This is a genomic window from Joostella sp. (assembly GCF_048266025.1).
GTDB lineage: Bacteria > Bacteroidota > Bacteroidia > Flavobacteriales > Flavobacteriaceae > Galbibacter > Galbibacter atrarenae.
Genome location: NZ_JBLXAF010000001.1, coordinates 55682 through 70714, shown reverse-complemented (window position 1 = coordinate 70714; position 15033 = coordinate 55682). Strand labels below are relative to the sequence as shown.

Annotated in this window: 9 protein-coding genes; 8 read left to right on the top strand and 1 reads right to left on the bottom strand. The window is 33.1% G+C overall.

Going from position 1 to position 15033, the window contains the following annotated elements:
* Window positions 1–115: 115 nt before the first annotated feature.
* The gene (locus ACN0TY_RS00270) at window positions 116–646 is read left to right on the top strand and encodes a TrmH family RNA methyltransferase (protein ID WP_417442923.1); all 531 of its coding nucleotides are present in this window, start codon (window positions 116–118) and stop codon (window positions 644–646) included.
* Between the two features lie 149 nt (window positions 647–795).
* Here the strand turns inward: ACN0TY_RS00270 and folK are convergent, their stop codons facing one another.
* Window positions 796–1920, bottom strand: coding sequence for a 2-amino-4-hydroxy-6-hydroxymethyldihydropteridine diphosphokinase (gene folK, locus ACN0TY_RS00265; protein WP_236959369.1), 1125 nt, complete (start codon window positions 1918–1920; stop codon window positions 796–798).
* A gap of 280 nt (window positions 1921–2200) precedes the next feature.
* Here folK and sppA point away from each other — a divergent pair, with 280 nt between their 5' ends.
* The 7 genes from sppA (at window position 2201) to ACN0TY_RS00230 (ending at window position 14947) form a co-directional block, all read left to right on the top strand.
* The gene (gene sppA / locus ACN0TY_RS00260; protein WP_417442922.1) at window positions 2201–3964 is read left to right on the top strand and encodes a signal peptide peptidase SppA; all 1764 of its coding nucleotides are present in this window, start codon (window positions 2201–2203) and stop codon (window positions 3962–3964) included.
* A gap of 3 nt (window positions 3965–3967) precedes the next feature.
* The gene (locus tag ACN0TY_RS00255; protein WP_236959367.1) at window positions 3968–4678 is read left to right on the top strand and encodes a queuosine precursor transporter; all 711 of its coding nucleotides are present in this window, start codon (window positions 3968–3970) and stop codon (window positions 4676–4678) included.
* Window positions 4679–4843: 165 nt separating this feature from the next.
* Window positions 4844–7561: an AsmA-like C-terminal region-containing protein gene (locus ACN0TY_RS00250; RefSeq protein ID WP_417442921.1), complete on the top strand. Its 2718-nt coding sequence runs from the start codon at window positions 4844–4846 to the stop codon at window positions 7559–7561.
* A gap of 150 nt (window positions 7562–7711) precedes the next feature.
* On the top strand, window positions 7712–8794 hold the full coding sequence (locus ACN0TY_RS00245) for a carbohydrate-binding family 9-like protein (protein WP_417442920.1): 1083 nt from the start codon (window positions 7712–7714) through the stop codon (window positions 8792–8794).
* 17 nt (window positions 8795–8811) lie between these two features.
* Complete coding sequence (locus ACN0TY_RS00240; RefSeq protein WP_417442919.1) at window positions 8812–9921, top strand: hypothetical protein; 1110 nt, start codon at window positions 8812–8814, stop codon at window positions 9919–9921.
* Between the two features lie 424 nt (window positions 9922–10345).
* The gene (locus ACN0TY_RS00235) at window positions 10346–13456 is read left to right on the top strand and encodes a SusC/RagA family TonB-linked outer membrane protein (protein ID WP_417442918.1); all 3111 of its coding nucleotides are present in this window, start codon (window positions 10346–10348) and stop codon (window positions 13454–13456) included.
* A 3-nt stretch (window positions 13457–13459) separates the two neighbouring features.
* Window positions 13460–14947, top strand: coding sequence for a SusD/RagB family nutrient-binding outer membrane lipoprotein (locus ACN0TY_RS00230; protein ID WP_417442917.1), 1488 nt, complete (start codon window positions 13460–13462; stop codon window positions 14945–14947).
* Window positions 14948–15033: the final 86 nt, after the last annotated feature.

The following is a 15033-nucleotide window of genomic DNA, read 5'->3' as shown; positions in this document are numbered from 1 at the left end:
TTTTAGTAAAAGCTGTTGCCCGCTTTCGCCTATACACGGTATCAGCTCTATCGGGGCTAGGAGGTTTCGTTTTTTTGTCTAATAAGATTCCCTACTTTTGCAAAAAAGTATTCAGATGAGAAAGTTAAAAAATAATGAATTGGAGCGTTTAAATGTAGAAGAATTTAAAGAAGCTACAAAAACACCCCTTATAATTATTTTAGATAATATCCGTAGTTTAAATAATATCGGATCTGTTTTTAGAACAGCAGATGCTTTTTTGATTGAAAAAATATATTTGTGTGGAATTACTGCAAAGCCACCGCATAAAGATATTAATAAAACAGCTTTAGGGGCTACAGATAGTGTTGCTTGGGAGTATGTAGAAAATACAGAAGAGCTAATTGCTAAATTACACGAGGAGGGTGTTGTGACTGTAGCAATTGAACAAGCTGAGAATGCTACTATGTTAAACGATTTTAATATTGAAAAAGAGAAACGATATGCTGTTATCTTTGGAAATGAAGTTAAAGGTGTTCAGCAAAAAGTAGTTTCTATGGTTTCGAATGTGGTAGAAATCCCTCAATTTGGAACAAAACATTCTTTAAATATTTCAGTAAGTGCTGGAGTTGTGGTTTGGGATCTGTTCGCTAAATTAAAACTATAAAAAAGGGATTCGAAGTAACGAATCCCTGGTAAATATATTTAAGTAAAGTTAGCTAGTTTCTTTTTTTAAATTCTCTACGAATTAAGTAAACTTTAACGAGAAAAACAAAAATAAGCTTAACATTTTTTTAAGGAACAAAGCTTCTCGTCTTAAAAATCGTGTATTTTATCGATGATAAACTGGTAATCATTTTTGTTTTGTAGGAAATCTAATTCAGAAATATCAATAATCAAAGGGTTTATTTCTGGATGTGTTTTTATGAAATCCAAATATCCGTTATTAATTTCCTCCAAGTATTCAGTAGGAATACTCTGTTCGTAACTTCGACCACGTTTTTTAATGTTCTGCAGCAGTCTTTTTGTATTCTGATGTAGATAGATGTATATATCAGGCTTTACAACCTCTTTATACATGGAGTTGAAAATTTTTCTGTAAAGTTTAAATTCATCTTCCTGTAATGTGACTTTAGCAAAAATTAGCGATTTAAAAATATCATAATCGCTTACCATAAAGTTCTTGAACAAATCAGGGCGTGAAGTGTCGTCTGTAAATTGTTGATAACGATCAGCTAAAAATGACATTTCTAAAGGAAATGCATATCTATTTTTATCCTCATAAAATTTAGGAAGAAAAGGATTGTCGGCAAACCTTTCCAAGATTAATTTTCCATTAAAATCTTCTGCTATTTTATTAGCTAGGGTTGTTTTTCCTGCGCCAATATTTCCTTCAATAGCAATAAAATTAAATTTCGTGAAGTCTTTTTTTTCTAAAGAAATCTCTAAGCTAATTTTTTCTAGCTCACTATTATCTTCACATGCCTCTAGTAGTTCTGTAATACTTTTGTTCAATTTTGGATGTATTTTACCAGGAGCGATATCAGCAAGCGGTTGGAGTACAAATTTCCGAAGATGTAAGTTAGGATGCGGAATTATAAGTTCTGGCTCACTTATCATAGCATCCTCATAAAATATAATGTCGATGTCTATGGTCCGAGCAGCATAACCTTCAGTTTGAGAACGAACTCTTCCCATTTTTTCTTCAATTTGTAAGATACAATCGAGTAATTCTAGAGGTTGTAACTCCGTATCTATTCCAATGCAAATATTATAAAAATCATCACTCTCAAAACCCCAAGCTGGTGTTTGGTAGATTGGAGAGCAAGAAATTAAATTGCCAATACTCTCTTTAATGAGTTCGACGGTTTTATTGAGATTTTTATATTTATCTCCTAAGTTACTTCCAATGGAGAGGTATGTGCGTTTGTAGTGAATCATAAGAAACCGCAAAATAACAAAAAGAAATGCTATGATGGTGCTAAAAAAATGTTGAATTCTATTTAATCGTTTTATAATTATAAGAGCGTGTTTTCTTATGTAGGAGGTTTTAGATTTAATCTCTTGTGTTAGAATGTAAACTCCTTTTAAGAATGGATTTTTAATTTGATTAGATATATAGTTGTAGCTTGTTTTTAAAAAACATTCATTTTCGCCTTATTAATTTGTTTTTTGTTGAGTTGCAAGTATCTTTGGAAGACTTATACCTAAGTTTATTTATATGAAATTTTTGAGAAATTTAATGGCGGCCATTTTAGGGACGCTTATTGCTATCGGAATAATTTTTATGTTTTTTATTGTTATCGCTGCAGTTGCTGGAGGGAGTGAAGAACAAGTAACAGTAAAAAACAACTCTGTTTTAGAAATTAATTTCAAGGAGCCTCTAAAAGATTATGGAGGGAAATATGAATTTACAGATATCGAGTATAAGTTTGAAGAATATAACGGACTTAATAATGTGCTGCTTGCCATAAATAAAGCAGCTACAGATGATAAGATTAAAGGAATTAGTATTCACAATTCTTTTATCACTACAGGTTCTGCAAACACAAGAACCATAAGAGAGGCGATTGAGAAGTTTAAAGAATCTGGGAAGTTTGTATATGCTTATGGTGATATTTACCTTCAAAAAGATTACTATTTGGCTTCTGTAGCAGACTCTGTTTTTTTGAATCCTACTGGGAATTTAGATTTTAGAGGACTTTCTTCAGAAGTATTATATTTAAAAGATCTTCAAGAGAATTCAGGAATAAAAATGGAAGTTATTCGTCATGGAAAGTATAAGAGCGCTGTAGAGCCTTATCTTAATAACAAGATGAGTGAGGCCAATAGAGAACAAATCACAGAACTTTTGGAGTCTGTTTGGAGTACTTATTTACAAGATATTTCTGAAAGTAGAAATATAGACACGCTTCAGTTAAATACCTTCGCAGATGAATTGGCTACCCGTACACCAAAATTAGCACTGGAAAATAAATTCGTAGATGGGTTAAGTTATATTGATGAATATAATGGTTTGCTAAAAAGTAAAATGGACTTAACAGAAGATGATAAGATCAACGCAATTAATATTCTTGATTATGCTGAATATACTTCAAAAAAGGTAAAAACAGTTGGTAAAAATAAGATTGCAGTTATCTATGCGCAAGGGGAGATCGGTTATGGTAAAGGGAACGATAATTATATCGGTCAAGAAACGATGTTTAAATCTCTAAAAGATGCAAGAGAAGATGATAATGTAAAGGCTATCGTGATGCGTATTAATTCTCCTGGAGGGATGGCTTTAACTTCAGATATTATCTGGAGAGAAATGGAAATCACTAAAAAAGTGAAGCCTGTAATTGTGTCTATGGGGAATTTAGCTGCTTCTGGAGGGTATTATATGGCAGTTGCTGGAGATAAAATTTTCGCAGAACCTTCTACGATTACAGGATCTATAGGTGTTTTTGCTACAATCCCAAATGTTAGTGAGTTAGCAGATAAATGGGGAATTAATGCAGAGCAGGTAAATACCAATAAGAATTCTACTACTTATAGTGTTTTTGAATCTGATAATGAGAGTTTTAAAAAGTATGCTAAAGAAGGAATTGAAGATTTTTATAAAACTTTCTTACAACGTGTTGCGGATGGAAGAGATATGAGTATTGCGGATGTAGATAGCGTTGCTCAGGGTAGAGTTTGGACTGGAACTCAAGCCAAAGAGCGTGGTTTGGTAGATGAGATTGGAGGTTTAGAAGAAGCAATTGCTTATGCAGCATCTTCTAATGGAGTTGAAGATTACACGATTAAAAACCTTCCTGTTTACGAAACAAGTATTGAAGAATTATTACAAGGGTTCTCTGGTCTTGGTTTTGTGAAAAGCAAAGAAGAGCTTTTAAAAGAAGAACTAGGGGAGGAGATTTATAACATCATGCAACAAATGAAATCCCTAACAAATCAGAAAGGAGTTCAAGCTAGAATGCCTTTTGAAATGAATATAAAATAGTGAATGACTGATAAAGATAGGAAGTTAGCATTTAAAATATATCTGTATTTAGGAGCGTTGTTTATAACTTCGCTGGTAGTGTCGAATCTTATTTTTCAGAAATTCTTTTATTGGTATCCTTTTGGAGAAACTAAAGTTTTTGGAGCTTCATTATTCGAGATTTCGGTTGGAATTTTACCGTATCCTATTACATTTTTAATAACCGATCTGATTTCAGAAATATATGGTCAGAAAAAGGCAAATCAAGTGGTTACTGCTGGGATATTTGCCTCTTTCTTTTCGATGGCTATTATTTTAATTGCCGAACGCGTTCCTGCATTACCAACTTCTCCAATACAAGATGATACCTTTACACATGTTTTTGCATTGTCGCCAGTGGCTGTTTTTGCCTCGATGATAGCATATCTTTTTGCACAGTATATCGATATTACTATTTACCACTTTTGGAAAAAACTAACTAATGGAAAGTACCTTTGGTTACGAAACAATTTTTCAACTTTTACGTCTCAGTTTATAGACACTTTTACAGTAGTTTTTTTATTGTGTGTTTTTAAAGTTTTACCATGGGATTTGTTTTATGGATTGGTAATAAGCGGTTTCCTTTTTAAAGTGTTTGTTGCGGTTCTAGACACACCATTGCTCTATTTATTTGTATTCTTTTTTAGAAAACGATTTAAATTAAAGGTGGGAGAAGAAATAGATATGGGAATTTAAACCTGTTTTATAATCTCTTTTATGATAATCTTTTCAGTGTAGATTCTTCGTATATACATATACAAACATTAAATTTTTATTAAAATAAGCGAAAGTGTGTAAAGTTTACTACATTTTTGTTATAATATTGAATAATAAAATTAGCTAGTAGAAAATAAGATTAAAATGAAGAAAGTTCTCAAGATAGTAGGTATAATAGTAGGGTTGTTGGTTGTGTTTCTTATTGCCGCTCCTTTTATATTTGAAGGAAAAATACTAAAAATTGTAAAAAATACAGTCAATAAAAATATCAATGCAGAATTTAATTTTGCAGATGCGGACATAAGCCTTATAAAAAACTTCCCAGATGCATCCGTAACAGTGGAAGACATGAGTATTATAAATAAGGCTCCTTTTGCTGGAGATACCTTGGTATTTGCTAAAAAGGCTAATATAAGTGTTCCTTTTATGCAAATATTTAATAAAGAAGGAGAACCATATTCGGTAAACTCATTCAGTATTGACGGAGCTGTGGTAAATGTTTTTATTGATAAGGATGGAAATGTGAATTATGATATAGCGAAGAAGAACGAAACATCAAATAGCGCTCCTGCTGCTCCTGAAGCATCTACAGAAACAGCATCTTCATCATCAAGCAGTAATGTTTCGTTGTCTATTCAGAGTTATGAAATAACTAATTCTAGAGTAAAATATTATGATGAGAAAGGGAAAATGTATTTTGAGTTAGAAGAATTAAATCACTCAGGGAAAGGAGACCTTTCAGCAGTAAAATCAGAATTAGATACAGAAACTAGCGCACTTATATCTTTTGAAATGGATAGCGTTAATTACTTCAGTAGAAACTCTATAAAATGGGATGCCAAGTTAGGAGTGGATTTAGAAGAGAATAAATATACATTTTTAGAAAATAAAGCAATTATCAATCAGTTAGAATTGGTGTTTGATGGTTTTGTAAAATTAAATGATGATAATCAAGAAATGGATATCACTTTTAAAACACCATCATCAGATTTTAAAAACTTCTTAGCTTTAATTCCAAGTGAGTACTCTAAAGATATTGAAAACGTAGAAACTACTGGAGATTTTGTTGTAGAAGGTATGTTGGCTGGAATTGTGGATGAAACTCATATCCCAACTTTCGATATAGCAATATCTTCAAATAATGCTTCTTTTAAATATCCAGACTTACCACAATCAGTAAATAATATTAGTATCGATACAAAGATTACTAATAAAACGGGATTGGTGGAGAATACTTTGATAGATATAAATAAATTAAGTTTTAAGATAGCACAAGATGTATTTAGTGCACAAGCGCACATAAAAAACCTTACAGCAAACCCTCAAGTAAATGCTAATCTTAAAGGGAGAATTAATCTTTCTAATCTTTCTAATGCATATCCTTTTCCTTCTGATTTAGATTTAAAAGGAATTTTAGATGCAGATCTTTCAACAGCTTTTGACATGCAATCTATCGAAAATGAAAGATATGAGAATACCAAAAACAGTGGTTCTTTAGGATTGAAAGATTTTGAATTTGTTTCAGAGGAAATGAAAAATCCATTACAAATTTCAAATGCAGCAATTACTTTCAACACATCAAATGTCTCTTTAAACGCATTTGAAGCTAAAACAGGAAAAACAGATCTTTCAGCAAAGGGTTCCATAGAAAACTTATTGGGATATATGTTTAATAAGGAGACGTTAAAAGGTAATTTTACATTAAACTCAAACACATTTGCTGTAAATGATTTTATGGTAGAAGAAACAGAGGATACATCTTCTGAGAAACCTCAAGGTGAAGCTACGTCAGAAGAAAAATCGGAAACAACAAAGCCTGAAAATACAGTAGCAACAGGAGAGGAACAGATAAAAATACCATCATTTTTAGATGCTACAATTGCTGCTAAAGCGAATACTGTAATTTATGATAATTTGACGCTTAAAGATGTTTCAGGAACATTAATAGTTAGGGATGAAACGGTAACATTAAAAGATCTTAATTCTTCAATTTTTGGCGGAAAGATAGCTTTAAATGGATCGGTGTCTACTAAAAATGCAACACCAACTTTTGACATGGACTTAGGAATTAAGAGTTTTGATATCACAGAGTCTTTTCAGGGATTAGATATGTTGCAAGCAATAACTCCAATTGCAAATGCTTTGCAAGGAAATCTTAATTCTAATTTGTCTTTAAAAGGAAATCTTAATAATGATTTTACTCCGAATTTAAATTCTCTTTCTGGTAATGCCTTGGCGGAAGCTATTATAAACGGTTTTGATCCTGAAAAAGGAAAAGTTTTAAGCGCTCTTAGTAGTCAATTAAATTTCTTGAAACTTGAAGAAGGGGAAACAAAAGATATTAAAACAAGTTTGACATTTGAAGATGGTCGAGTAAATGTAAAACCATTCAACTTAAAATATAAAGACATAGATATTCAGGTGGCTGGAAGTCATGGTTTTGATAAATCGATTGATTATAATGCAAGTTTTGAGGTTCCTGCTAAATATTTAGGGAAAGATGTTACAAGTTTATTAGCTAAGCTAAATGATCCTGAGGCTGAAAATATAACAGTGCCTGTATCTGCTACCATTGGCGGAACTTACAGTAGTCCTTCCATTTCGACAAACTTAAGCTCTACAGCGACTGAGCTTACCAAGAAGTTGGTGACTATGCAAAAAGATAAGCTTATTAATCAAGGGAGCGATAAGGTAAAAGATGCTCTGAATAGCTTTTTAGGAGGTAGTAAAACTAAAGATTCTACAGCTACAAACACAACATCAACTAAGGACTCTGTTACTACAGATAAAATTAAAAATACTGCGAATAGTATTATTAATGGTTTGTTTGGGAAGAAAAAAGATACTACAAAGACAAATTAGGAGCTGCTTAATATCGTTTGATTATAGGCGTATGGCAATAAATTGATGTTGTTTGTCTAAATGTTTTTATATTGTGATATTAAAGTTGAAAATTTAGAATAATAAGAAAGGGCACGTAAGTGTCCTTTTTAGTTTCAAAGAATTTAAAATATGAAGATAGGAATCCAAGGTTTATTGTTTGGTATAAGTGTTTTTCTTATGTCGGCTAATCTTACAGCTCAAGATAAAATAATACCCCCAAATGCTTATGTAGCTCCAAAAATATCAGAAACTATAAAAATTGATGGTAAAGCGAAGGAGTCGTCTTGGAAAAAGACAAAATGGACAGCAGACTTTATAGATATTCAAGGAGAGAAAACCCCAAAATACAAGACTAAAGTAAAAATGCTGTGGGATGATGACTATTTATATTTTTATGCAGAAATGGAAGAGCCTCATGTATGGGCGACATTAAAGCAGCGGGATACAATTATTTTTTATAATAATGATTTTGAAATCTTTATTGATCCTGACGGGGATACTCATAACTATATGGAGTTTGAGATGAATGCGCTTAATACTGTATGGGATTTATATCTAACAAAACCATATAGAGAACATGGAAAAGTAGTAGATAGTTGGGATATAAAAGGGATTAAAACAGCGGTAGCGATAAAAGGAACTATAAACGATGCTTCCGATGAAGACAAAGGTTGGAGTGTTGAGATTGCAATGCCTTGGAATGCGTTAAAAGAAGCTGGTAATAATAAAGTTCCGGCGGATGACTATTGGCGAATTAACTTTTCTAGGGTTAATTGGGATTATGAATTGGTAGGGGATACATATCAGCGAAAAAAAGATGAAAGTGGAAATTTTCTACCTGAATATAATTGGGTATGGTCGCCACAATGGGTTATAAATATGCACGAGCCAGAATGGTGGGGATATGTATATTTTTCAACTGAAAGAAGGGCTACCTCTAAAAAGAGTGAGTTTGTAATTCCAGCTGATGAAAAGATTAAATGGGAACTTTATAGCCTGTATAGGAAGCAAAAATCATATCATCGTGAGCATGGAAGTTGGATAAAGGAGATTGATCAATTGATTTCAAATTCTATAAAAATTGATGGAGAAAAAATAAAACCAACTTTGGAGGTCCATAATTTTGGATGGAATCTTTCTGTAGTGAGTCCTTTTACTGGAAAGCAATTAATATTAAAAGAGGATGGAGATTTTATAATAAAAGAGCAATAAACTAAACTTAATATACTATGCGATTATTAAAACTATCTATGTTGGCAATGCTATTCGTGTTAGCATCCTGCAGTGAGAAGAAAGCCGCTAATGATGAGGCTAAACCAGAAGAAGTAGCAGTTGTAAAAGAACAAAGCGACTTTAAATATTGGACGTGGACAACAGCAAGTGAACAACGAGCTGATACTTCTTATCAAAGGGAATTTGCTAAATATAAAGCTAGTGGAATTGATGCTGTTTTAATAAATACAAATACCGATCCTAAGCTTTTAGAGCGATTAACACCAATAGCAAAAAAAGAAGGTTTAGAAGTTCATGCGTGGATAATGGCAATGAATAGACCAGGAGATTCTGTGGCTTTGCAGCATCCAGATTGGTATGCGGTGAGTCGTGAAGGGAAGTCATGTTTTGATACACGCCCATACGTTGGTTATTATCAGTGGTTATGTCCAACAAGAGAGGCTTCTCGTGGCCATGTTTTAGATTTGGTAGAAGGTTTGGCAAAAGTTGAGGGAGTAGCAAGTGTACATTTGGATTATATAAGATATTCCGATATCTTTTTACCAATCGGACTTTTACCTAAATATGACTTGAAACAAGAAGAAGAGTTACCAGAATTTGATTTCTGTTATTGCGATGTTTGCGTAGCAGAATTTGAAAAAATACATCATAAAAATCCAAGGAACTTTGAAAATCCAGCGATTGATATGGAATGGAAGCAATTCCGCTTAAATAAAGTAAAAGCGGTAGTAGATGATGCATATGAGATAGCTCATAAATACGATAAAAAATTAACCGCTGCAGTTTTTCCTTATCCAGAAATGGCAGATCATATGGTTCGCCAACGTTGGGATAAATGGAATATAGATATGGTTTTACCTATGATTTATAACAATTTTTATAACGAAGAAATAGATTGGATTGGTTTCGCTACAGGAGAAGGAGTGAAGGATCTTCAAGGGAAGAATACAGAATTACATACAGGGATTTTTGTTCCACCAATGTCTGCTGATGATGTAACTAAAGCAATTAAGCTAGCCAAAGATAATGGAGCAAAAGGAATTTCCTTTTTTGATGGAAATGCTTTAACAGATGAGCAGCTTGAAGCTATAAAAGCTTCTAAGTAGGTTGTATTAAAATATTATTTCAATAATTAAGTCTCTTGAGAACTTTTCAAGAGACTTTTTTTGTTTGTCAAGTTAGGTTGTAGGGTACTATCCTTACTCTTTGTCTTTTCTTTTTTTTACAAATGCAACGTGTTGATTTTATTCTATTTGTAGTGTTGTTAAATAGATTTTTGTACTTACAATATAGTTTATGAGCATTCTAATTTCGTATTTGTTCTATTGCGCAATTATTATATTTTAGAATTTTAATTTAATTTTTTTATAACTAAAACGTTTTTGTAATATTATATTCTTTGATATATTGCGTTTAATTATGTTTTTTTCAATATCACGAGTTCTTTATGTAAGGAATCTAGTTTTGTTTTGACGAAAATATATGATATAGATTTTAATCAACAAAAACTAATTAAAAACGTTGAAAAGTATGTTTAAAAAATTAATCTCAAAAATTGTGTTTGTGCTGCTGCTTATTTCGAGTGTAGTTTCTGCACAAGAAAAAACAGTTTCGGGTGTCGTAACTGATGAATCAAACGGGGCGCCACTTCCGGGTGTGAGTGTGGTTTTAAAAGGAACCAGTAATGGAGTTTCTACCGATTTTGATGGAAATTTCACTATGAGCGGAATTCCTGAAAATGGGGTTTTGATTTTTACTTATATAGGTTTTAAGCCTATAGAGGTTAATATTTCTGGTAGATCAGAGGTAAATGTGAGTATGGTAGAAGATGCCCAACAATTGGATGAGGTGGTAGTTACTGCTTTGGGGATTAAAAAAGAAACCAAAGCTTTAGGGTATTCTTTAACAGAGGTAGATGGGGATGAAATGTCTACTGTGAAGCAAACTAACGCTATTAATTCTTTACAGGGAAAGATTGCTGGTGTTAATATTACTCAGAATGCAACAGGTGCTGGTGGATCTAGTAGAGTTGTTATTCGTGGACCAAGTACACTTACTGGATATAATCAACCTTTATATGTAGTAGATGGTATACCTATTAGTAATCAGAATAATGGAGAAGCAGGTTTATTTGGTGGTACAGATGGTGGAGACGGAATTTCAAGTATTAATCCAGATGATGTAGAGTCTATTAGTGTTTTAAAAGGTGGAGCAGCTTCTGCTTTATATGGTTCTAGAGCGGCTGGTGGTGTTATTTTAATCACTACAAAGTCAGGAAAGAAACAAAAAGGCTTTGGAGTAGAGTTTAGCAGTTCAATTAACTTTTTTGATGTAAATAGCTCAATTCAAGACTTTCAAACGGAATATGGACAAGGTAGATTTGGAGAAGCACCTTCTAATCTAGAGGAAGCACAAGACATAGGTTTGTCCTCATGGGGAGCAAAATTAGATGGGTCTAATGTAATTCAATGGGATGGAGTAGCAAGACCTTATTCTTATGTGGGTGATAATAAATCTAAGTTTTATAGAACTGGAACTACTATTGTTAATACTGTTTCATTATCAAGTTCTAATGAAAACATGAATTATCGTTTATCTGCTTCTGACTTCGATACTCAAGATATAATGCCAAATTCTAGCATTAATAGAAAATCATTTTCGTTAAATGCAGGAGCAGTATTGGCAGATAAACTATCTACTCAAGTTAATGCAAAGTACAGCATAGAGAAGGCTAATAATAGACCAAGATTATCTGATGCACCAGGAAATGCAAATTTTACAGTGGCAAATTTGCCTCCCAATTGGGATGTGACAGATATGGATCCTGGAACTAATCCAGATGGTACAGAACGGGTATTCTCTAATAATGTTTTTTCTCAGAATCCATATTTTGCGGCGTATAATTTTAGAAATGAAGATACAAGGAATAGAATTATAGCTTCGACTTCATTAAAATATGATATTAAGGATTGGATTTATTTAATGGGTAGAGTAGGTACAGATCACTACACTATCAGAAAAACACAAGTGGAACCTTATGGGACAGCCTATCGCCCTTTAGGAGCTATAAATGAGGATGAAACAAGATATACACAGGTTGATGCAGATATTATTTTAGGATTAGAAGGTGATATTTCTGAAGATTTTGCGGTTTCAGCTTTATTTGGAGCTAATAGTAATAGTATTAAAGAAGAATTTTTAAGACAACGTGGAGAGAATTTTATTGTTCAAGATTTGGAAGATGTTGGAAACACCGCTAATCAGTCAAACGATAGAACTTATGAAGAGCGAAAAATAGGGTCGCTATATGGATCATTAGAATTATCATATAGAAACTTTATCTATGTTACGTTTACAGGACGTAATGATTGGTTTTCAACATTATCGTTTCCAGGGAAGACAACTCCAAACGATGATTTTTATCCTTCCGTAAATGCAAGTGTGATTCTATCTGATGCATTTAACATGGGGGGTGCGGTTAATTTTTTAAAGCTAAGAGGAGGATATTCTGAGGTAGCTGGAGGTGCTCAAGATCCATATCAATTGGCTTTAACGTATGAGATTTTTGGTCAAGGCCACTTAGGTCAGCCATTAGGAAGAGTTAATGGAGATCAAGTTCCAAATGCTGGATTAGTTGCTTTTAGTAAAAGTGAGTTGGAAATAGGATTGGATTCAAGATTCTTTAATAATCGTCTTTCTCTTGATTTAGCATATTATAGCAATGAGACAACTAATGATATAGTTCCTGTGACAGCTTCTGTTTTTTCTGGCTATAAAACTGCTGTAGAAAATATAGGAGTTTTACAAAATAAAGGAGTAGAATTTTTGCTATCGGGGACGCCAATAAGAACAGAGAACTTTAGTTGGAAAACAACAATTAATGGAGCCTTTAATGAAAGTAAAGTAGTTGCTACTAATGATGTTAATGGAGATATCAGCCTAGGGGAACCGAGAACACGAAATGTTGAAATTAAGCAAATAGTAGATCAGCCATTTGGTGTAATATATGGAGTTTCTTATGTAAGAGATGATTCTGGAGCTATAGTTTATGATATATCGGATGAAGGAGTGCCTTTGGCTAGGATTGGGGAGCGTGAAATTCTAGGAGAAGGAATTCCGCCATGGACTTTTGGTTTTACTAATACGTTTAATTATAAAGGATTTTCATTGAATTTTTTAATCGATGGGAAGTTTGGAGGACAGATTTTTTCAGGAACTAATACAGTTTCATATGGAAATGGATTACATAAAGATACACTTGAAGGAAGAGAGAACGGCCTAGAGGTTTCAGGAATTGATGGCACCACAGGACAAGCTTTTACAACTACAGTTGCTCCTGAAGATTTACAGACATATTACGGTAGAGTTAATGATATTGCTGAACACTTTGTTGATGATTCAGATTTTATAAAGTTCAGACAATTAAGCTTAGGATATTCATTGCCTTCATCAATCTTAGAAGACACTTTTATTAATAGTTTAAACTTTTCAATAGTAGGACAAGATTTATTTTACATAAAGAGAAGTGTTGATAATATTGATCCTGAAAGTGCATATAATGTGGGTAATTCTCAAGGTTTGGAATACTATGGTGTACCTCCAACAAGAACATATGGATTCAATGTTAATATTAAATTTTAGAGCATGAAAAAAATTATATATACAGCAATAGTAATTGCATTTATTACTTTAAGCTGTGATAAAGGATTTGAAGAATTAAATGTAGACCCAACTAAGCCATCTCAAGTAAGCGTTACTTCTAAATTAACTTCAACACAGTTGTTTACTTCTGGTGAGCGTTATGAGAATTGGAGAGCTAATCTAATTTATTGCTCAACAATGATGCAACATTTTTCTACCACAGCGGGTTATTGGGCTGGAGATAAATATACTTGGAACAAAGGATATGCTTCTTCGATGATAGATCGAATTTATGGTAATGCTGTTAAAACAGTAGAAGATATGTTGGTGCAGTTAGAAGAAGAAAATCAGCCAGAGGAAATGGTTGCTATTACCAGAATTATGCGCGTTTTTATTTATCATAGGCTTACAGATCTGTATGGGAATATACCATATACAGAGGCAGGAAGTGCAGTTATAAGTAGTAATTTTTCACCTGCATATGATGAACAGAGCTTTATTTATTTAGATATGCTCAATGAGTTAGAGGAATCTGCAGCAGCTTTAGGTTCAGGAACATCAGGATTTGGAAGTGCAGATTTATTTTATGAGGGAGATCAAGGAAAATGGAAACGATTTGCTTACTCAATGATGCTTCGCTTGGGATTCAGAATTATAAAGGTTGATCCTGCAGCTTCAAAAGAATGGGTTACAAAAGCTATCAACGGAGGTGTTATGACATCTAATGCTGATATTGCTTATATTGAACATACTTTAGGGCCAGAAGGAATTAATAGAAATGGAAATGGATCTGTTTTTCTTGCAGATGATAATATGAGAATGAGTAAGACATTCATTGACTTTTTAGAAGGAGATCCTCGTTTGCCAATATTGGCAGCTAGAAAAAGTGACGGAAGTGTTGATGTTGCCGATTTAAAAGGACTTCCAAATGGTTTAGATTCTAGACTTTTAACAGATTTAACTGGCGAAGAAGATACTAATGCATATGCTGAGCCTAATAGAAATATAATAACAGGCGAAGATGCTCCTATGTTTTTTCAAACATATGCTGAGGTTGAGTTTATGTTAGCAGAAGCAGCTATAAGATGGGGATTAGCTGGAGACCCTGAGCAACATTACAATAATGGTGTGCGAGCGGCTATGGAGATGTTGTCGTTGTATGGAGAGAGTGCAATAATAGATAATGCTAAAATAGATCAATATTTGGTAGATAATCCATATGATGCCTCAAACGGTTTAGAGCTGATTAATACACAATATTGGGCTGCAACTTTTCTTAATGAATATGAGGCTTATGCAAATTGGCGAAGAACCGGATTGCCAAATTTAGTCCCAGTAAATTACTCAGGGAATGAAACAAATGGAACTATTCCTAGAAGATTGACATATTCTACGAGTGAGCAAAGTATCAACAAGGCAAATTATGATGCTAATAATGCAAAGCAAGGTCCAGACCTTTTAACAACTCGAATTTGGTGGGATGTAGAATAACGAATAGTTTACAATAATAATTTAACGTTTAGAGGAGCTAAAAACTTGATTTTAGCTCCTCTTTTTTTGTTTATAACTTTGCATTT

Excerpts from the sequence above, each read along its gene's own strand:
- ACN0TY_RS00270 (WP_417442923.1), top strand. The coding sequence starts at position 116 with ATGAGAAAGTTAAAAAATAATGAATTGGAGCGTTTAAATGTAGAAGAA.
- folK (WP_236959369.1), bottom strand. The coding sequence starts at position 1,920 with ATGATTCACTACAAACGCACATACCTCTCCATTGGAAGTAACTTAGGA.
- sppA (WP_417442922.1), top strand. The coding sequence starts at position 2,201 with ATGAAATTTTTGAGAAATTTAATGGCGGCCATTTTAGGGACGCTTATT.
- ACN0TY_RS00255 (WP_236959367.1), top strand. The coding sequence starts at position 3,968 with ATGACTGATAAAGATAGGAAGTTAGCATTTAAAATATATCTGTATTTA.
- ACN0TY_RS00250 (WP_417442921.1), top strand. The coding sequence starts at position 4,844 with ATGAAGAAAGTTCTCAAGATAGTAGGTATAATAGTAGGGTTGTTGGTT.
- ACN0TY_RS00245 (WP_417442920.1), top strand. The coding sequence starts at position 7,712 with ATGAAGATAGGAATCCAAGGTTTATTGTTTGGTATAAGTGTTTTTCTT.
- ACN0TY_RS00240 (WP_417442919.1), top strand. The coding sequence starts at position 8,812 with ATGCGATTATTAAAACTATCTATGTTGGCAATGCTATTCGTGTTAGCA.
- ACN0TY_RS00235 (WP_417442918.1), top strand. The coding sequence starts at position 10,346 with ATGTTTAAAAAATTAATCTCAAAAATTGTGTTTGTGCTGCTGCTTATT.
- ACN0TY_RS00230 (WP_417442917.1), top strand. The coding sequence starts at position 13,460 with ATGAAAAAAATTATATATACAGCAATAGTAATTGCATTTATTACTTTA.